General features: G+C 43.3%; 20 protein-coding genes and 2 riboswitches. Of the genes, 1 reads left to right on the top strand and 19 read right to left on the bottom strand.

All coding sequences use genetic code 11. The features are described 5' to 3' along the window. The first annotated feature begins 217 nt into the window (after window positions 1-217). Window positions 218-1,447, top strand: a complete 1,230-nt coding sequence (locus tag DWW86_RS05045) for a dicarboxylate/amino acid:cation symporter (protein WP_117942457.1) — start codon at window positions 218-220, stop codon at window positions 1,445-1,447. 96 nt (window positions 1,448-1,543) lie between these two features. Here DWW86_RS05045 and DWW86_RS05040 read toward each other — a convergent pair whose 3' ends face one another. The 19 genes from DWW86_RS05040 to DWW86_RS04955 form a co-directional block, all read right to left on the bottom strand. Beyond that, entirely contained in the window at window positions 1,544-2,326 is a 783-nt protein-coding gene (locus tag DWW86_RS05040) for an aldose 1-epimerase family protein (protein WP_353652676.1), read from the bottom strand. After that, the gene (locus DWW86_RS17540; RefSeq protein ID WP_330392894.1) at window positions 2,263-2,418 is read right to left on the bottom strand and encodes a hypothetical protein; all 156 of its coding nucleotides are present in this window, start codon (window positions 2,416-2,418) and stop codon (window positions 2,263-2,265) included. The genes DWW86_RS05040 and DWW86_RS17540 overlap by 64 nt, the downstream gene beginning before the upstream one ends. A gap of 149 nt (window positions 2,419-2,567) precedes the next feature. Beyond that, a complete protein-coding gene (locus DWW86_RS05035) occupies window positions 2,568-3,938 on the bottom strand; it encodes an NAD(P)/FAD-dependent oxidoreductase (protein ID WP_072523253.1) in 1,371 nt (456 codons plus the stop codon). 292 nt (window positions 3,939-4,230) lie between these two features. Further along, window positions 4,231-4,698 (bottom strand): TspO/MBR family protein, encoded by a 468-nt coding sequence (locus DWW86_RS05030; RefSeq protein ID WP_208893080.1) that lies wholly within the window; start codon window positions 4,696-4,698, stop codon window positions 4,231-4,233. Window positions 4,699-4,775: 77 nt separating this feature from the next. Then, window positions 4,776-6,191 carry an alanine/glycine:cation symporter family protein gene (locus DWW86_RS05025; RefSeq protein ID WP_072523252.1) on the bottom strand — a complete coding sequence of 472 codons (1,416 nt, stop codon included), beginning with the start codon at window positions 6,189-6,191 and terminating at the stop codon, window positions 4,776-4,778. A 163-nt stretch (window positions 6,192-6,354) separates the two neighbouring features. Then, a riboswitch (glycine riboswitch) is annotated at window positions 6,355-6,454 on the bottom strand. 2 nt (window positions 6,455-6,456) lie between these two features. Continuing rightward, window positions 6,457-6,539, bottom strand: a riboswitch (glycine riboswitch). Window positions 6,540-6,643: 104 nt separating this feature from the next. Beyond that, window positions 6,644-7,888: a 3-isopropylmalate dehydratase large subunit gene (locus tag DWW86_RS05020; RefSeq protein ID WP_072523251.1), complete on the bottom strand. Its 1,245-nt coding sequence runs from the start codon at window positions 7,886-7,888 to the stop codon at window positions 6,644-6,646. 13 nt (window positions 7,889-7,901) lie between these two features. Then, window positions 7,902-8,393, bottom strand: a complete 492-nt coding sequence (locus DWW86_RS05015; protein WP_072523250.1) for a LeuD/DmdB family oxidoreductase small subunit — start codon at window positions 8,391-8,393, stop codon at window positions 7,902-7,904. 64 nt (window positions 8,394-8,457) lie between these two features. Further along, window positions 8,458-9,708, bottom strand: a complete 1,251-nt coding sequence (locus DWW86_RS05010; protein WP_117942456.1) for a 3-isopropylmalate dehydratase large subunit — start codon at window positions 9,706-9,708, stop codon at window positions 8,458-8,460. Window positions 9,709-9,710: 2 nt separating this feature from the next. Next, complete coding sequence (locus tag DWW86_RS05005) at window positions 9,711-10,193, bottom strand: LeuD/DmdB family oxidoreductase small subunit (RefSeq protein ID WP_072523248.1); 483 nt, start codon at window positions 10,191-10,193, stop codon at window positions 9,711-9,713. Between the two features lie 78 nt (window positions 10,194-10,271). Next, on the bottom strand, window positions 10,272-11,621 hold the full coding sequence (locus DWW86_RS05000) for an MATE family efflux transporter (RefSeq protein WP_072523247.1): 1,350 nt from the start codon (window positions 11,619-11,621) through the stop codon (window positions 10,272-10,274). 109 nt (window positions 11,622-11,730) lie between these two features. Further along, the gene (locus DWW86_RS04995; RefSeq protein ID WP_117942455.1) at window positions 11,731-12,219 is read right to left on the bottom strand and encodes a GNAT family N-acetyltransferase; all 489 of its coding nucleotides are present in this window, start codon (window positions 12,217-12,219) and stop codon (window positions 11,731-11,733) included. A 59-nt stretch (window positions 12,220-12,278) separates the two neighbouring features. Next, window positions 12,279-12,782: a gamma carbonic anhydrase family protein gene (locus DWW86_RS04990; protein WP_117942454.1), complete on the bottom strand. Its 504-nt coding sequence runs from the start codon at window positions 12,780-12,782 to the stop codon at window positions 12,279-12,281. 51 nt (window positions 12,783-12,833) lie between these two features. Continuing rightward, window positions 12,834-13,763 (bottom strand): AEC family transporter, encoded by a 930-nt coding sequence (locus DWW86_RS04985; RefSeq protein ID WP_117942453.1) that lies wholly within the window; start codon window positions 13,761-13,763, stop codon window positions 12,834-12,836. A 201-nt stretch (window positions 13,764-13,964) separates the two neighbouring features. After that, the gene (tsf, locus tag DWW86_RS04980; protein ID WP_072523244.1) at window positions 13,965-14,906 is read right to left on the bottom strand and encodes a translation elongation factor Ts; all 942 of its coding nucleotides are present in this window, start codon (window positions 14,904-14,906) and stop codon (window positions 13,965-13,967) included. Window positions 14,907-14,936: 30 nt separating this feature from the next. After that, a complete protein-coding gene (gene rpsB, locus DWW86_RS04975; protein WP_015541316.1) occupies window positions 14,937-15,665 on the bottom strand; it encodes a 30S ribosomal protein S2 in 729 nt (242 codons plus the stop codon). Window positions 15,666-16,128: 463 nt separating this feature from the next. Next, window positions 16,129-16,902, bottom strand: a complete 774-nt coding sequence (locus tag DWW86_RS04970; protein ID WP_117942452.1) for a pseudouridine synthase — start codon at window positions 16,900-16,902, stop codon at window positions 16,129-16,131. A gap of 9 nt (window positions 16,903-16,911) precedes the next feature. Beyond that, window positions 16,912-19,161: a DUF6449 domain-containing protein gene (locus tag DWW86_RS04965; RefSeq protein WP_117942451.1), complete on the bottom strand. Its 2,250-nt coding sequence runs from the start codon at window positions 19,159-19,161 to the stop codon at window positions 16,912-16,914. Then, complete coding sequence (locus tag DWW86_RS04960) at window positions 19,136-20,038, bottom strand: ABC transporter ATP-binding protein (protein WP_072523241.1); 903 nt, start codon at window positions 20,036-20,038, stop codon at window positions 19,136-19,138. The genes DWW86_RS04965 and DWW86_RS04960 overlap by 26 nt, the downstream gene beginning before the upstream one ends. Further along, complete coding sequence (locus DWW86_RS04955; RefSeq protein WP_117942450.1) at window positions 20,035-20,406, bottom strand: GntR family transcriptional regulator; 372 nt, start codon at window positions 20,404-20,406, stop codon at window positions 20,035-20,037. Before DWW86_RS04955 ends, DWW86_RS04960 begins: the two co-directional genes overlap by 4 nt. Window positions 20,407-20,441: the final 35 nt, after the last annotated feature.

The following is a 20,441-nucleotide window of genomic DNA, read 5'->3' as shown; positions in this document are numbered from 1 at the left end:
GTTACTATACCATATTTTATCAGAAAATAAAACAAAATCTACTCAAACGATAGCATAAAACTCCCCCAGATATTTTATGTTGACAGGTATTTCTTCTATAATAGAATACTGTTGGTTTTCTTGACACTAAATATACACGCATGCTATAATTTTTGTTATGTTTGTATGTATTCGAGGATTATTGCCGAAGCATACCACTTTTTGAGGAGGAGATAAAATGAAGAAATTCTATGCATGGTATCAGAAGCACATCACCGGTGCGATTTTCATCGGCCTGCTTCTTGGTATCCTGACCGGACTATTTCTGGCAGACCGCTTTACCCCGGTTCTGGCCGTAACCAGTCTTCTTGGTGGCATTTACATGAATGCCCTGAACATGATGATTTTTCCACTTGTATTTTGTTCCGTTGTTATGGGAATCTGCAGCATCGGAAATATCCGCACAACCGGAAAGATCACCGGTGCCGCTATGGTATTTTTCCTTTGCACAACAGCACTTGCAAGTCTTGCCGGACTGATCATTCCGCGACTGATTCATCTCGGTGAGGGTGTTTCCTTCGAGATGGCTACTTCCGATATTGCCGCTACTGATATGAGCAATATTCTGGAAACAGTCAAAAATCTGATTCCATCCAACCCGGTAAGTGCATTTGCTCAGGGAAATATGCTCCAGGTTCTTGTCTTTGCAGTAATCATCGGATTCACCCTGATCTCTGTCGGCGAAAAAGGACAGCCGCTTCTGAATGTAATCGATTCACTCAACGAAGTCTGTTTAAAGGTCATCAGCACGATCATGTACTTTACACCAATCGGTGTTTTCTGTACGATCGTTCCTGTTGTCGAAGCAAACGGTACCGAGACGATCATCTCACTGGCAACACAGCTGATCATCCTCTATCTTGCATTCTTCATCTTTGCATTTGTAGTGTACGGACTTGCTGTAAAAGTAATCGGTAAAGAAAGCCCGGTCAGGTTTTTCAAAACCATTATGCCGGCTGCCCTGAATGCTTTCGGAACATGTTCCAGTTCTGCTACGATTCCGATCAGTAAACAGTGTATGGAAGAAGGTATGGGCGTTTCCAACAAAATCACCAGTATCGCTATTCCACTTGGTGCTACCGTAAACATGGATGCCGTATCCATCCTGATGTCCTTTATGATCATGTTCTTTGCCAACGCATGCAGAATCAACGTCAGCGTCTCCATGATGGTAATCGTACTTCTTGCAAACGTACTCCTCTCTGTCGGAACGCCAGGTGTACCTGGAGGTGCAATCGCATCTTTCGCAGCACTCGCAACTATGGCTGGACTTCCTGCCGGTGTTATGGGCGTTTACATCAGTATCAATACGCTCTGTGATATGGGTGCAACCTGTGTCAACGTTATCGGAGACCTTGCATGCTGTGTCGCATTAAAAGGTCGTCTGAAAATCGACGAGAAAAAATAATTACATATCTGCTTTGCAGTACAAAAAAGCTGGATGCTATCAACTCTGATTTTGATAGCACTCCAGCTTTTCTTTTATGCTTAAAATATCTTTCGTCTATTTCACGGAAATCACATAAGATTTGTCAAATATTTCTGTCGGTTTCAGCGTATTAATATTCGGTTTCTTTGACAATTCTTCATTATAGCCGGTATTGTCACAGCGTCCCATCCATGGTTCAAGGCATACAAATGGTGCTCCGATTGCAGACCAGATACCAAAGTTCGGAAAACCTTCACATGAAATTTCCACGTAAGGAGTACCGTCCGGTAAAACGATTCCGGCTTTTGTAATCTGTCCGTCATCAAAGATCAGTGCACCTTCATCAAACATATGCTCATCGATCAGACAGGTGCCGTTTTCCAAAGAAAGTGTATGCGGCTGATCCGGCATTGCCGTCGCATATTCCGGGTGCAGCAGGCAATAGGTAAGTTCTTTCTGTCCACTGAATGTCAGATGGTACTGGCTCTGCACCGTGTCCGGAAGAACCGGAACATTAAATGCCGGATGTGCACCGATTGTAAAATACATGATCTCCTGATCTTTATTTACAACTTTCCATGCCACCGTCAGATCGCGTCCGTTTAACGTATGGGTAATGTAAAGCTGAAATTCATACGGCCATGCTTTCTTCGTCGCATCCGTTGCTTCCAGTAAATGCGTCACAGATGTTTCTGTTTCTTCAACACAGGTAAATTCCATATCACGGGCAAATCCATGCTGTCCGGATGTATAAGTCTCTCCTCCGATCAGGCAGGTGTCCTTATAAAAACGTCCTACATTCGGAAAAAGTACCGGCGCGTGGCGTTTCCAGTATTTCGGATCTGCATTCCAGAGAATCTCACGATTGTTTTTTTATCAAAGATTCCTAACAGTTCTGCCCCGTGGTCACTGATCATTACACGGAGTTCTTCGTTTTCAATTGTATGCAAAGTACAAAAAGCCTCCCTATGATTATTCTGCATTTATTATAACAGCTTTTTTCTGAGAAAGCCACCTGCACCTCCTCGATGTACAATGCAAAAAACCCACAAACTGTCACCTTACAGTTCATGGGCTTTTCTTTAGTCTTAAATTATATTTAGTTCTGTTCTGCGATATGTCTTGCTACGTAGATACCACTTGCAGATGCGTGGGACAGGGAATGGGTAACACCACTTCCGTCACCGATCACATACAGTCCTTTGTAGCAGCTCTCAAGATTATCGTCAATCTCAACTTCCATATTGTAGAATTTGACTTCGACACCATACAGCAGTGTATCGTCGTTGGCAGTTCCCGGAGCTACTTTGTCCAGTGCATAAATCATTTCAATGATACCATCCAGAATACGCTTCGGAAGTACAAGACTCAAGTCTCCAGGTGTTGCAGTAAGCGTTGGTGTGACAAGTCCCTCTTCCACACGTTTCACGGTACTTCTACGTCCACGTACAAGGTCACCGAAACGCTGTACAATGACACCACCGCCAAGCATGTTCGAAAGCCTTGCAATACTTTCACCGTATCCGTTACTGTCTTTGAACGGCTCAGAGAAATGTTTGGAAACAAGAAGGGCAAAGTTGGTATTCTCGGTCTTCTTCTCATCTCCCTCATAGCTGTGACCGTTTACGGTGATGATTCCGTTGGTGTTTTCATTTACAACGATTCCGTTCGGGTTCATACAGAATGTACGGACATTATCTTCGAATTTCTCTGTGCGGTAAACGATCTTACTCTCGTAAAGCTCATCTGTCAGATGTGAGAAAATAACTGCCGGAAGCTCTACGCGGACACCGAGGTCCACACGGTTGGATTTGGTAGGAATCTTAAGGTCCTTACAGACGTTTTCCATCCATTTACTTCCGCTTCTTCCAACAGAAACAATACATTTCTTACACTCGTAAGAGCCTTTTGCGCAGATCACACGGTATCCATCTTCGAAAACCTCCAGTTTTTCAACCGGTGTATCAAAATAGAAATCCACATGATCTTTCATTGCATTATACAGATTCTCCAGAACGATATAGTTGATATCTGTTCCGAGATGACGTACGGACGCATCCAGAAGATTCAGTTTGTTCTGCAGGCAGAGTTTTTTGAATTTGGTCCCAGCTGTAGAATAAAGCTTTGTTCCCTGTCCGCCGTATTCCATATTGATATCGTCTACATATTTCATCAGCTCAATAGCTTCGCTCTTGCCGATATGTTCATACAGTGTTCCGCCAAAGTCATTGGTGATATTATATTTTCCATCAGAGAATGCACCTGCGCCGCCGAAACCGCACATGATCGAGCATCTCTTACAGTTGATACAGTTTTTAATCTTTTTGCCGTCGATCGGACATTTTCTTTTTTCAAGAGAATATCCCTCTTCAAAAACAGCCACTTTGTAATCCGGTTTTTCCTTCATCAGCTCATATGCTGCAAAAATCCCTCCCGGGCCGGCACCAATAATGATTACATCATAGTTCATGCATCTTCCTCCTTGTGAGTATTGCTTCTTCCCATCTGTTTATATCCCTCATCCATTTGCAGCAGGACATCCCTGTTGCATAAAAAAAGCTGTCGCAGAAGGTATCATGACAATTCCTGTCACTTCCATTCATTACGGCAGTTGGAAAAATGTTCAACATATGTATTGTTAACCATAATCCTTATCTATATTACAGGATTCCTCATTCTTTGTCAAGCACTGTTTTTGTGCGAAAATCAGATGTTTTTCTGTAAAATACAAAAGCACTGCCATTTTCAGACAGTGTTTTGTATCAGTTCAAAAGAAAAATAGCAAAATTCAAATATCCTGCAAAGGTCAGCCACACCAGATATGGGATCATCAGGTATCCTGCCTTCTCCGAAAGATGATAAAAGGCTTTTGTACAGAGATATACCAGGTACCACAACAGCAACAGCCATGCAAACGAAAACAGATACCATCCCGCATTAAAGAAAAATACCGGCCACAGAAAGTTCACTGCAAGCTGTATTCCATACAGCGTCAATGCTTTTTTCTTCTCTTCCGATTCCGGCAGACGCGCGATCAGATAAGATGCTGTTCCCATCATTGCAAACAGTCCGGTCCACACTACCGGAAATACCCATCCCGGCGGAGCAAGCGGAGGCTGATTTAATTTTTCAAATGTATCCATGCTTCCCTGTGTCAGAAATCCGGAAACAGCCCCAACTCCAAGCGGCACTGCCAGACAGGTGAGCAGTGTTTTTGTTCTTTTCTTCAAAAAAATCCCTCCTGTTTTTCTCGACATTTCTAATGTCTATTTTATGAAAAACAGAAGGAATTATTCATTTTACACCTTTACATTTTATGTTTCTTTGCGTCAAAGAACGCTTTTGTTTCTTTTACTACGACTCCACTCAATGCAAACAGTGCGATCATATTCGGAATTGCCATCAGACCATTGAAGATATCTGCAATGGTCCATACAGCACTTACTGTCATGTAAGGTCCGCTAAATACTGCGAGAATATATAACCAACGGTATACAATGATTTTTTTCTGGTGTCCGTTTGTCAGATATTCCAGACAACGTTCACTGTAGTAATCCCATCCAAGGATGGTAGTAAATGCAAAGAATACAAGACAGAGCATCAATATAAATGCTGTGAATTTCGCCGGAAGCGGAAGTCCGTGCTGGAATGCATATGTAGTAACCTGTACGCCTTCAATACCTTCTACCTGCCATGCGCCTGTCAGGACAATAGACAGACCTGTCATTGTACAGATAATGATCGTATCAATAAAAGTACCTGTCATACTTACCAGACCCTGACGTACCGGCTCTTTTGTCTGAGCTGCTGCTGCTGCGATCGGTGCACTACCAAGACCTGCCTCATTGGAGAAAATTCCTCGTGCGACACCTTTCTGCATTGCCACGATCATGGATCCAACCACACCACCTGTCACTGCCCTCGGGTTAAACGCTGCTTTTACAACAGTTACGATTGCTGCCGGGATCTCCGTAATGTTGCAGATGATCAGAGCAACACTGAGCACAATATAGATTACTGCCATAAATGGTACAATGATCTGGCTGACTGTTGCAATTCGCTTCAGACCTCCGATCAGGATTGCTGCCACACAGAATGCAAGAATCAGAGAAGAAACAACAACAGCCACAGAATACTGTCCCAAAAACGGGATATTGATGCAGTTTGTTTTATTTGGATCAAAGAAGTTCTGTACCGCACTGGAAATACCATTTACCTGGCTGAAAGTACCGATACCAAAGAGACCAACACATACTCCAAAGAATGCAAAGATCTTTGCAAGCCATTTCCATTTGCTTCCCATACCTTTTTCGATATAGTAGAATGGTCCGCCAAGGCTGTGTCCGTCCTCGGCAACCACACGATATTTGACTGCCAAAAGACCTTCTGAATATTTGGTTGCCATTCCGAAGAAGGCTGCCACGATCATCCAGAACAATGCTCCCGGACCTCCGGCACAGACTGCTGTTGCCACGCCGACGATATTACCGGTACCGATCGTTGCACTCAGTGCTGTACATAAAGCTGCAAAACTGGAGATTTCTCCGTCTCCCTCTTCTTCATTCTTAAACATCCATTTCAGAGCCAACGGAAGACGACGCACCTGAAGGAACCCAAGTCTGCTGGTAAGAAGGACACCACCGGCTATGATCAATACCATAAGCGGCACTCCCCAGACTTTGTCATCCACTGCAACTAAGAAATTATTGATTGCTTCCCACATCTCAAAAAGTTCTCCTTACGTATGTATTTTTCAGCATCATAAACAAGGGAAATAATAAAAGAATCAATCTCTGATAAGAAAAGGATAAAAACACGAATCTGTGAAACTCAGACTATAAAAACAGAACTAATAAAAGAATAAACTTCCAGGATGTAATTATAAAAAAGCATCCTCTGTCCTTTTGCCTGAGAGATTCAAGACGCTTACGCGTCGCTTGCACCTTCGGCCCCTGTACTGAAACAGGTGTCTCCAGAGAAACGATCCATTTACAGTTTCTGTCCGATAACACGGATACCTGAGAGTTTTACTCCTTCGGTGGGCCCTGGCCTCTTTCCTGCAAACTTCTCCTCGTTATTGCTGTCACTGCGTTATACTATAGTGCTAAATCATTAAGATGTCAAGAGGGAAAATTTTTTCTTCCCTCTTGACATTTTTTGTTAATTAAATGTATTTTATTTCGGGCTGACAATCTTTCCTGCTACTGCACATGCTGCCGCAGTCTTCGGAGATGCCAGATAAATTTCCACTTTGGATGTTCCCATACGGCCGAGGAAATTACGGTTGTTTGTTGCCACAACGCGCTCTCCGTCTGTCAGGATACCGCCTGCTCGTCCGCAGCACAATCCACATCCCGGATGTGTGATCATCGCCCCTGCTTCAGCCAGAGTATCCAGAATACCAAGCTCGATTGCCTGTCTGTAGATCTTACGGCTTGCCGGTGTTACGATCAGTTTTACATAATCAGCAACTTTTTTGCCTTTCAGAACTTCCGCTGCTGCTGCAAGGTCTTCCAGACGTCCGTTTGTACAGGAGCCGATAAATACCTGATCGATCTCAGTTCCTTCCAGTGCGCTGACATCACGAATCTTATCTACCTGAGACGGGCATGCCAGAACCGGAACAAGATTTTCTGCACGATAGGTCACAGTTTTAAGATATGTGGCATCCTCATCTCCGACAAGGCTCTTCTGGAAATCGTTCAGCTCAATCTCGCAGTACTCTGCCGTTTTTTCATCCGGAGTAAAGAGCGCACATTTTGCACCTGCCTCGATTGCCATGTTGGCAATTGTCATGCGGCTTGCCACAGACATATTCTTCACTGCACTTCCTGTAAATTCCAGTGCACGATATGTAGCTCCGTCTGCACCGAGATCTCCGATCAGACGCAGGATCACATCTTTTGACATAACATTTTCCGGAAGTTCTCCGTCGATCACAACTTTGATCGTTTCCGGAACTTTGATCCACATAGTACCTGTTCCGAGGATACTTGCCATTTCGGTATAACCGATACCGGAAGAAAAAGCGCCGACACATCCGTAAGTAGTCGTATGGCTGTCTGTACCAAATACGATGTTGCCCGGTTTCACATAACCAGCCTCTGTCATTAACTGATGGCAGATTCCGTCACTTCTATGTACGTTTTTCATGCCATATTTTTCTGCAAAAGCATCTCCTGTATGGAAATGCCTGGTATCATCAAGCTGGCTTGCCGGAACAAGGTGGTCATAGATCAGGACTACTTTGTCCGGATCCCATAATTTCTGAAATCCCATTTCTTCAAATTTCTCTGCAACAAACGGAATAAAAATATCGTGGATCATCACTCTGTCGACATTGACTGTGACGATATCACCCGGTTTTACGGCATGACCTACATTGTTTCTGATAATCTTTTCAATAACTGTTTCGCCCATCTGATCTACCTCCTTAGTCCAGTCCGTTCAGTTTACGCATGGCTTTTACAAGTCCGCCCGCCTGAATGATGCTCATCAGGTTCTCCGGCAGGGAAGCGATCGGGTACTGTTTGTCATTGTAATCTACATGTTCATTCATCACAACAGTCACAGAATCTCCCTCTTTGACATCCTCATGAAGATCCGGCTGTTCGATCAGAAGAAGACCATTGTTAATAGAATTTCTGAAGAAAATTCTTGCAAAAGATTTCGCGATGACACACTGGATTCCAAGTGCCTTGATGATCTCCGGTGCCTGCTCTCTTGATGAACCGCAGCCGAAGTTTTTGCCCGCAACAATGATGTCGCCTTTCTGGATCTGACCAGCCAGTTCCGGGCGAAGCGGGCTGAATCCGTACTGTTTCATATCGTCGATTGTTTTGAGTGCCAGATACTCGGTCGGAATGATAATATCTGTATCGATGTCATCGCCAAGTACCCAGACTTTACCTGTAAACTTTTCCATAATCTATGTTCCCTCACTGAATATGTATTCGCTGATTATATTCTGCTTTTATTTTTCTGACTTCTCAGATTTCAGACGGCAGTGCAATTTTTCCCGCAATTGCAGATGCGGTAACGGTTGCTGCAGATCCGAGATATACTTTGGAACTCGGATGTCCTGCACGTCCCTTGAAGTTACGTGTTCCTGTACTGATCAGCACTTCGTTTTCGCCGATAACCCCCTGGCAGCTTCCCCAGCATACACTGCAGTTCGGGTTCATAACGATTGCGCCTGCTTCCATAAAGATGTCAAGCAGTCCTTCTTTTAACGCCTGACGATAAATGGTCTGGCTTGCCGGAACAACAAGGAAACGTACTTTATCTGATACTTTCTTTCCTTTGATGATCTCGGCACCCACACGCAGGTCTTCGATACGTCCATTGTTACAGGAACCAAGGAATGCTTCGTTGATCTCAATGCCACATGCTTCTTCCGCCGGAACAACATTGTCTACAAAATCCGGTCTGGCAACTACCGGACGGACTTTGCTCAGATCAAATGTGTATTCTCTTACATATTTTGCATCCGGATCACTGTGGAAAACAGCTTTTGGCTCACGTCCATGCTCTTTCAGATAATCCATGGCTTTCTCATCAGCTTCAAAGATACCGGTCTTTGCGCCGGCTTCTACTGCCATGTTGCAAAGTGTCATACGATCACTGATACTCAATGTCTTTGCACCTTCTCCGGTAAATTCCATTACCTGATAGTTACATCCGTTTGCACCAACTTCGCCGATGATCGTAAGGATCAGGTCACGTGCGGTCACACCTTCCTGAAGTTTCCCTGTCAGGTTGAATTTTACGGATTCCGGAACAAGTACCCATGAAGTACCTGTTACCATTCCGTAAAGGAAATCTGTGCATCCCACACCGGTACCAAATGCACCGAGTGCACCGTAGGAACATGTATGACTGTCTGCGCCAAAGATCAGCTCGCCCGGACGCACATAATTTTCAATCATGACCTGATGACATACACCTTTGCCTTCCCAGAAATCAATGTTGTTTGCTTTTGCAAAATCTCTCATTTTTTTCTGAGACGCTGCTGTTTTCGGGCAGTCAGACGGTACGTTATGGTCCACGATAAATACAAGTTTCTTTGTATCTGCAATGTGCGGATTTTTTAATTTATTGTTATACATATCAACAGTCAGATGTGTCGTTCCGTCGTTACTCATCAGACGGTCAAGCTGTACGGTATGGATATCACCTGGCTTTACGCTCTCCACTCCGGCAGCCGCTGCAATAATTTTTTCTGCGATTGTCATTCCCATGGCTATTTCTCCTCCTTGTTCAGTGAAGCGATCAGACCGCCCTGATTCAGAATTCCCTGCATATATTCCGGGAGTTTTGTACAGGTATAAGTCTTGCCGTTTGCAACTGCTGTTCCGTCAGACATATGGAGTTCCATGGTATCTCCGGTTGCTACATTGTCCGGAAGATCTTTACAGACTATTGCCGGAAGGCCGATATTGATTGCATTTCTGAAGAAAATTCTTGCAAAAGATTTTGCAATGACAGCCTGTACACCAAGTGCTTTAAGGACGCCCGGTGCCTGCTCTCTGGACGAACCACAGCCAAAGTTTTCTCCGCCTACTACGAAATCTCCAGGTTTTACTTTTTTTGCAAAATCAGGATCTAATGATTCAAATGCATGACCTTTCATTTCATCCAGGTTCGGCAGAAGCAAATACTGGGATGCAATGATCTGGTCTGTATCAAGGTCATTATGAAATTTAAAAATTGTTCCCTTTTCCATAATAATAATTCCTTTCTATGTATAACTATTCAGTTTCTCTCTATTTTACCACAAAATACGTGAATAGAAAATGTATATTTAGATGACTTTATGCTGCAACCATTTCCGGCTGTGAAATCTCCATGTAAAAATAATTCCACGAAGTGTCCAGTCTGCAAACATACCGATCCAGACACCCATCGGTCCGAATCCCATAACTCTGATCAGAAATACACAGAGACAGAATCTACACGCCCACATCGTACAGCAGGAAACGATCATGGAAAATTTCACATCACCGGCAGCTCGAAGTCCATATCCAGGTATGAATGCCATGATCCAGACAAGCGGCTTTACAATTGTGATCCACATCACCATATGAAAACACATATCTGCACTTTCTTTTTCCATACCACCAAGGATTGTGATTGGTTTTGTCAGTGCAAATACGCCAAGACAGCTTATGATGATAATAACTTCTGCGATCACGCAGAGTTTTTTTATGTAATAGACTGCTTCGTCTTTTCTTCCGGCACCAAGGCACTGGCCGACGATCGTCATCAGACCGACTCCGACGCCGATTGCCGCGATACCATTTAAATTCTCCAGAATATTTGTCATTGCCTGTGCTGCGATCGCCGCTGTCCCCAGCGTAGAAACTGTAGACTGGATTGCAAGTTTACCAAGCTGAAACATACTGTTTTCGACACCTGATGGAATGCCCAGCCCAAGGATACGTCTGATCATACTCCAGTCCGGACGGATTTTGAAATAATCACGTACAACAATCTCCTGACCTTCTCTTTCTTTTCGAAGCTGGATTATAACGACAACTGCACAAAAAATACGGGAAATCAATGTAGAAAGTGCCGCACCTGCGACTCCCATATGAAATACCCAGATCATCACTGCATTTCCTGCAATATTCATGACATTGGAAATCATCGAAATGATCATCGGTCCTTTTGTATTATCCTGTGCCCTGAAAATAGAAGCTGCTGAATCATAAGCTGCGATGAACGGGAACGACAGAGCTGTATAGAAGAAATATGTTTCCGAAGCACTCATGACCGCCGGTTCTACCGAGCCGAAAATCAGCCTCAGGAGTGGTTTCTGGAAAACAAGACAGATCAGACTTACCGCTACCGAAATAGCTGTTATGATAAACAACACCTGTCTTGCAGATTCGTTTGCTTTTTCTTTGTTTTTCTGTCCTATGTACTGTGCACAGACGATCGCACCGCCTGCAGCCAGTGCGGAAAATGCCTGAATGACAAGCACGTTGATTGAGTCAACCAGTGATACCGCTGAGATTGCCGCCGAACCGACATTACTTACCATCATGGTATCCGCAGTTCCCATGATGGAATTAAGCAGCTGTTCCAGCACGACCGGAATCAGAAGACTGCAAATCAGGCGATTAGAAAACATATGCTGTTGCTGTTCCATTTTCACTCAACTCCCCCATAATTCATTTCCAAACTTTACCAGCGGTCATGCCGACTTTGACATTATGTTCTTTTCCGCAGGATAATACAAGTTTTTATCAAAGAACATATTATGGGAGCAGTTCGTATGCAATACGCGGGCTTCCATCCGGGACATGTACGATGCCGCAGCTTACAAAACCGTATTTTTCCAATACGTGCTGCATTACTTTGTTGTCCGTATGTGTATCGATCCGAATATGCGGCACTTGTGCGCTGCAGTAATCCATGACATGACCAAGAACGCCCTGCACTGTTCCGTCGCTGGCTACACGATGCACGGCAGCATAAGGTTCCTCTGACTTCCAGTTTCCTTCTTCTATCTCCAGATAGGTCGGATCTTCTCCTATAATAAAGGCGAATACTGCATGAATGTCCGCTTCCTCCAGTACATACAAATTTCCCTGACAGATATCTTCCTCTATCAGAGCTTCCGGTTCGTCATCTTTTCCCCACTGTGAATGGTTGCCGTTTTTTCTCATAAACTGTCTTGCCATCTCGTAGATTTCCCGGATTCTCGGAAGATCCCACGGTGTAGCTTTTCTTATTGTACAGGACATGTATTTATCCTCGCTCTCTGTAAATTATAATAGTTACTGTCCACTCCGTTCGCAGCAACTTATAACACTCCCTGCTCCTGCATCTCTCTGGACACGGAAACATATTCTTTGCTGTTCTCAAGGATTCCAAGTTTTTCTTCCCAGATAAGGTTTCGTTTGATCTTTGCAGGACTTCCCATCACAAGGGAACCGTCCGGTATCACAGTATTCTTCGTCACAAGACTTCCTGCTCCTATAATACAGTCATTTCCAATCTTTGCACCGTCAAGTATCACTGCCCCCATTCCAATCAGCGTTCTGTCCCCAATCGTACAGCCATGAATCACTGCATTATGTCCCACTGTAACATTATTTCCGATACAAACCGGCATGTTACGGCTCACATGAACTGTACAGTTCTCCTGAATGTTTGACTCCTCCCCAATCACAACCGGAGCTTCATCCCCACGGATCACAGCAAAATAAAGCACACAACTATCATGCCCGATCGTCACATCACCCGTGATCACCGACTGTTTTGCAATTCTCGCATCTTCTGATATTTTTACACTTTTATAATTCATTGTATTTTCCTCGGATTATCAAAATTAGACTGATATAATTTATTTCTTACTTTAGTATGTAATAAATGCAAGGATCATATACACCACGACCGACACAATACAATACAGTGAATTTGTCGTAGATACATATGCGCTTCCGTCTTCACGCTTAAGGAAAGTCTGCATACTAAACGTAGCCGGTGCGGACATATAGGTGATCACTGCCAGATCCAGTAATTTATTACTTCCGATAAAACTATGTACCGCCAGAAGGACACACACGATCATAACTGCCTGCAGCACAATACGCATCACGATTGTCCGAACACACGGTCCCAAAAGTTCCGGTGTCAGTTCCATGCTGAAACCTACTACGATCAGAATGATTGCTGTCAAAGCTGCAGTCAGAATGTTTTCCACACTTGTGTAAATCCCACCTGCCGGACTGACCAGAATAAACTTAATCACACCGGTCAGTCCTGCAATGATACCGAGTACGCTCGCAATAAACGCTGGTGTCTTCACAGCGCTGACCGCAAGCTTCTTCACATTGATCTTCTCGCCGTTCTCGGTCTGGCCAAGCATTCCCATATAAATACTGAATCCAAAAAGCAGTCCCGCAATATCAAGAACTGCAATCTGTGACAGGTTCTCCTGTCCGCAGAGACTTGTGTACAGAGGATATGCCATCGAGCCGCCCTCATACACACTGACCATAAATGGCAGATACTTACGGTAATTTTCTGTCATAAGCGGCTTCATAAGGAATCCGATGCCAAAAGATACAACCAACATGATGAACATGATCCCGACTAGCTTTGCCGTTTCTGCTCCATAATCCGATGTTGCCAGTGCATGAAAAATTGCCACCGGAAGCATGATGTTTGTAACCAGTGCTTTCATGTTGTCGATGCCGTTCTTGTTCAGCACTTTCCATTTCCGGCATAAAATACCAAGAATGATCATCACCAGTACCGGTGATATTATTTCCAGAACTTTCATCTTTTTCTTCTCCCTTAAATCAGCCGTCTTAAATATATTATGTATCAACGCAAACAAAATCACAAGATATTTTGTCTGCTTGTTTTTGTTTCCAGTACATAAAAAAGACCCAAAAGCTTATATCTGCTCTGAAACAGAGTGTTCATAAGACTTTACGGGCCTTTAATAGTTAAACAAAAAGATAAATCTGAGCTTTACAGATTATTTACCTGCAACCTGAGCTGCAACTTCTGCTGCAAAGTCATCCTGACGTTTTTCGATACCTTCGCCAGTTTCGAAACGAACGAAACCTTTGATTGTGATCTTAGCGCCGTTTACTTTAGCAACTTCTTCTACGTATTTAGCAACAGTCTGTTTTCCGTCTTCTGCTTTAACGTATACCTGGTCAAGAAGGCAGATCTCTTTGAGTTCTTTCTTGATACGTCCAGTGATCATACCCTGGATAACCTTCTCCGGTTTCTGGGATTCTTTCGGATCGTTCTGGATCTGAGCAAGAAGGATTTCTTTTTCATGCTCGATATATTCAGCACTTACTTCGCTGTCGCTTGTGTACTGCGGTTTCAGAGCTGCAATCTGCATTGCTACGTTTCTAGCCATTTCTTTCACTGCATCGTTAACAACATCTGTTTCAACGTCTACAAGAACGCCGATTTTTCCACCCATATGTGTGTAAGAAGCAACGAATCCGTTTTCTTCTTTCACCTGAGCAAATCTTCTGATGTGCATGTTCTCACCGATAACTGCGATCTGAGCTGCAAGAGCTTCGTTTACAGTCTTGGTTGTATCAAGCGCCCATGGCTCTGCAAGGAAAGCATCGATGTCAGCTGCGGAAGTTGTAAGTGCCTGTGCTGCAACATCTGCAACATAGCTCTGGAATTTTTCATTCTTAGCAACGAAGTCTGTCTCAGAGTTAACTTCTACAACAACTGCGTTCTTCTCATCATCAGCAACAAGAGTCTTGCAAAGACCTTCTGCTGCAACACGGCTTGCTTTTTTCTGGGCTGTAGCAAGACCTTTTTCACGCAGGAATTCTACTGCTTTGTCCATATCGCCATCTGTAGCTGTAAGAGCTTTCTTACAGTCCATCATTCCGGCACCGGTCATTTCTCTTAATTCTTTTACCTGAGCTGCTGTAATAGCCATTGTATTTTCCTCCTGGAATTATTAAATTAATTATTCCTCTGTAGCTTCTTCAACTTCTGCTTCTTCAGCTTCTGTTGTTCCCTGATTTGCTTCGATAACAGCGTCTGCCATTTTTGAAACGATCAGTTTTACGGCACGGATAGCATCATCGTTACCCGGGATTACATAATCCAGTTCTTCCGGATCACAGTTAGTATCGCAGATACCGATAAGCGGAATACCTAATGTATGAGCTTCCTGAACGCAGATTCTTTCTTTCTTAGGATCAACGATGAAGATTGCGTCCGGAAGACGTTTCATCTCTTTGATACCGCCAAGGTTTTTCTGCAGTTTAGCAAGTTCTTTTCTTAATTCAATAACTTCTTTCTTAGGAAGTACTTCGAAAGTTCCGTCAGCTTCCATAGCTTCGATCTGTTTCAGTCTTGCAATACGGCTCTGGATTGTCTTGAAGTTTGTAAGCATACCACCAAGCCATCTTTCGTTTACATAGAACTGTCCGCAACGCTCTGCTTCTGCTTTGATAGCATCCTGAGCCTGTTTCTTAGTTCCAACGAAAAGAATGTTTCCGCCATTAGCTACGATGTCAGCTACTGCATTGTAAGCATCGTCTACCATACCTACAGACTGCTGAAGGTCGATGATGTAGATACCGTTTCTTTCTGTGTAGATGTACGGAGCCATTTTAGGGTTCCATCTTCTTGTCTGATGTCCGAAATGAACACCTGCTTCCAAAAGCTGTTTCATTGAAATAACGCTCATGTTTGTTCTCCTTTTTGGTTAAATTCTTCCGTACAGATCATTTTCTATCCGGACCCAACCTCACACCGTAAGGGCACCATCCATCGGAATCTCTGTACGTGACTTTTTATTTGTGCGTCAGTGCGCACATTGCAACTTCTAGAGTATAGCATAAGAAAGCCCTCCGTGTAAAGAGGGTTTTCGCAGTTTTCGGTATATTTTTGCTGGATTTTACCATGTTCACGCACGATGCCGTTCACATATTGCCTCGCAGACCAGAGCAACGGTCTGACGAACTAATCGGTAACTCCGACCATGCATTCTTTCAGGACAACCTTCAAGAATGGGTCTCCGTAACAGCTGTATTTCGTCAGTACCTAAAGGCGCTCTGTAAATGTCTGCTACGACAATACTGTAACTGCATCATACTGATACCGGCAAAATGCAATTAAAAACACAGCAAACACATTTAGTGGCGATAACGCTATCCCTTCAACCGTAAAAGTTCTTCCTCAGTCAGGAGACGGCACTCACCTTTCTTGAGATTGTCGGGGAGGGTAAGCGGACCCATGGAGATTCTCTTGAGGTAGATGACTGGTTTTCCGACTGCTGCCATCATCCTCTTGACCTGATGAAACTTGCCTTCGTGAATTGTCAGATGCAATTCTGTATACACTTCCGGCAGATTTTCTATGCGCACACGACCTGGTTGCAAATCACCGGCCCCTTCCCAGCTTCCACCGACGATCTCCGCTCTGGCCGGCATGGTCAGTTTCTCTTCTCCGATATCCACACCATTCTCCAGTTTCTCGATGTTTTCCACCGTAAGCTTTCCCTCCACGCGGACAAAATATGTTTTATCCACATGTTTTCCAGGTGCAAGAAGCTCATGTGCTAGCATCCCGTCATCTGTAATAAGAAGTAAGCCTTCTGTATCTTTGTCCAGACGTCCTACAGGAAACAGCCCTTTACGGTCAGATGGAACATATTCCATAACTGTCCGATCGTTACGGTCCTCCGTCGCACTGACGCAGCCGGCCGGTTTGTTCAGAAGATAATAGACAAATTCCGGTGCCGCACCCACCGTTTCCCCTGAAAGCACAACCACATCATTCTCCGGATCGACTTTAATCTCCGGTTTCTTCGCCGGTACACCGTTCACCTGAACCTGCCCTTTCTGTATGAATTTTTTCACTTCACTTCTGGTCCCCTTTCCCGCATCTGCGAGAAACTTATCCAGCCTCACTGCCTTTGCCATATATACTCCTTATTCTGATTCAACAGTACTATCCAGATATATTTCTGAAGGTGCATCTGCCCCTCCAATAATTGCCTGTGTTACCACATCTTCCTCATCATCTGTATACACTGTCTCTTCTTTTGTCACCGGTGCATCCACCTGCATACTACTCTGTATGATTCCCAGCTCTGTAATCTTTTCTTTTACGAAATCAGGAAGTTTTTCTTTCTTCAGTCCATATGTATTCACAGCCTCGCCTTTATCTGTAAACACTGATACATAAATATTCTGATAGATTTCTGAATCTTTGTCAACGTATCCATTGTATCTTACGGTCAACGCCTCTTTTAAAGCTCTTATTTCTTCCGGCTTCTCATAGGTCACATCTTCCTGCTGTCCATCCTCATCATTAAAATAGTTCAGCATGATCTTTTCAATATCCAGATCTTCTACCGTCAGAGGATAACCTGTTTCCTTAAGAATTGCAAGAGTATTTTTAAATGAAGGATATATACCAACTATCCATTCTGCATACTGTACATCTGCCTTAGTATTTCCTGGTATCATATTATTCACATCCTGTTTACCAGGAAGCTGATAAGCAAAATCAATTTTTACCTCAGGTGTTTGCATAAAATCTTCTGCTGTTGCAGCATCGACATCCTTCTTCATCACTTCAAGGAGTTGCTTTATTTTATCAGGATCATTCTGGAAGATACTGAATCCCTTTCCACTTGCATCATTCAGTCCAATATTTTTCAGATATTTCTGATCAAGATCAAGAAAACCGAATTTCTGTTCTTTCAGATTTTCTTCCTCATATAATCCTTTTACAAGAGCACTTAAGTTTTCCGGCTCTATCCAGTATTTTCGGTAGATTTCTTTTCCAGATTTAAGTGTGTATTTTATGCTTGTATAATATGTATAATCTCCGTCGATTGCCTCACTTTTCGGATTGCCGGCAACGATATCCTGAAGAGCTTTATAAGTCTGGTCACCTATACCATTTTTACCGATAAATGCCATAGCAGATTCTGCCCAGTTATTTGCATCTGTTATTTCATAGTCTCCATCTTTTGTCTTTTGGACATTCTCATAATAGTCCCGATCAAAAGACATCATGTTGAGATTAACTGATACAATGTCTTCCTGTTTTGGAATATAGCTATCAAAATGCAACAGGTCTTTCTGGAAAAAAAGTGCACAAACTGCTACAAGTACCCCTGCAATTACCAGCTGTATTTTTTTCGCAAAAAAGCCCTGGAAACTCATCTGATATATCGTTTCTAATAAACCATGTATTACGACTGTTCCAAGAATCATTCCGAAAATCCACCAGAGAATTCTGACTTTTCCGGTAGTAGGTGAATAGAATATCCAGCCAACTGCAAGACCGCCCGGTACCACGACCATAAATCTTACTACCATGGATACCCAAGTATAGACCATAGATTTTCCTGCTGCTTCTGATGGTCTTTTCTTATATGCAATCCATGCCAGGACTCCAAGTATAACACCAAGAATAATGACTGCTGCAAGTAATTTTCCTGTCTTTCCTTCCGCATAATCGCTGACCATACTGAGAATCAGCGTTCCCGGAGATGCCGTATGTAAAAGCGTATTAAAGCCACCATACTGGTATTCCGAGAAGAAGGTCCGCCAAAATGACTGTCCATAGGCTACAAGGAGCAAATTGAGTACAATCCCATACAGGTACATACCTCCCAGACACAGAATACCCATCAGCATATTTCCCGTCACACTGATTACCAGCACAATACTGAAATAGATCACCAGGTAGATAAGGAGATGCAGGAAAAGCATCCCGACTGCCATCCCCATAATATTCAGACTGAAAAATCCTCGCATTGCTCCAATACAGATCATCAGAAACTCTGTGATGATATACGGCATCAGATAATATACCAGTCCTGAAACTACTCTTTCCAGAAACAGTTCTGCTCTTTTCATCGGAAGTCCATGATAAAAATCTGTTTTTTTACCAGAATACAGATAAATGAATCCGTTCACACTGTTTATGAAAGCCGCTATGGATGCAATGATCAGACCCGACAGCACAAAACCATCTTTCCACAAATTATTATACAAAATCAGAATTTGTAAATCTGAGTATTGCAGATCCCTCCAGGAGCTCAGCTTTACCATACCAGTCACCGGAAATGCCAGCAGAAATCCAAGTGTAATAAATGCCGGTATCCAGATTTGTCCTTTGGATATTGTTTTCAGATGTTTAGAAGAAAATATTCTGGATTTCATAGCCAGCCACCTCCGTTTCACTGATAAATATTTCTTCCAGAGTCAGTGGAAGCACTTCACAGAAAAGTGGATTCTTTTCCTGAATTTTTGCCATGATTTCTGTCCTTGTGCCTCGTGCTGTGATCATTACAAGTGAGCCCTGATGATCCACTTTCAACACATCAAGTTCTTTTTTCAGCGCGTCTTCCTGCTTCTTATCAGTAAATACACACTGTATCTTGTGAATATGGAATTTCATATCTTCCAGATTTCTACTCAGAAGCATACCTCCCTTATATAAAAGGCCCACATGATCACAGATATCTTCCAGTTCTCTTAAATTGTGAGACGCAAGAACCGGTGAAAATTCTCTGCTCATGATCTCAGCGGCAAAAAGACTTTTTACTCCCTGACGTACCAACGGATCCAGTCCGTCAAATGTCTCATCACAGAGAAGATATTTTGTCCCCGCACAGATGCCAATCAGCGTCATCAGCTGTTTCTTCATTCCCTTTGAAAAACTACTGACCTTCTGACTTTCATCAAGTTGAAACTGACGCATCAGTTTCGAAAAACGCTGACGTTCAAATCCCGGATAGTACAGACGGTAAAATGAAGCCATATCCGCTGCGGTATAGTTTGCAGGAAAATAGCAGTCATCCGAAATATAAAAAATCTGCTTTTTCGCATCTTCATTATCGAAAACAGAAATATCATCAATCCTTATCTCGCCTTCGTCCGGTCTCAGTATCCCTGCTGCCATCCGAAGAAGTGTACTCTTTCCTGCGCCATTGCTTCCAACCAGCCCAAATACTTCCCTCTCTCCGATATCCATTGAAAGTTTACTGACGGCCTTAAGCGTCCCAAAAGACTTACTGCATTTCTTTATCTCAATCATCTCTGTTCCTCCTCACAGTTCTTCCGAACCATCGAAAGCATCTCTTCTTCCGTGATTCCCGTCTGTATTCCCTTTTTTATCAGTTCTTTAAAATCTTTCCTGAAATCTTCTTTACTCTTTTCCTTAATCAGACTGGTCTCTGCAACAAAATTGCCTTTTCCTTTTACCGGATAAATCAGGTCTTCCTGCTCCAGCGTCATATATGCTCTCTGAATCGTATTGGGGTTAATGGACAGTTCCATTGCAAGCTGACGCACAGAAGGAAGTCTGGATCCGGCAGGCAATGCCCCCTGATAGATCAGCGTTCGGAATCTCTCTGTTATCTGTTCATAAATCGGACGTCTGTCCTGATAATCTAAAATGATCATTGCCCCTCCTTTCCACTGTAAATGTGATTTATATA

It is taken from the genome of Ruminococcus sp. AF17-22AC (assembly GCF_003460065.1).
Lineage (GTDB): Bacteria > Bacillota > Clostridia > Lachnospirales > Lachnospiraceae > Blautia_A.
Note: the sequence above shows the minus strand (reverse complement) of the source record. Positions and strands in the feature narration are given on the sequence as shown.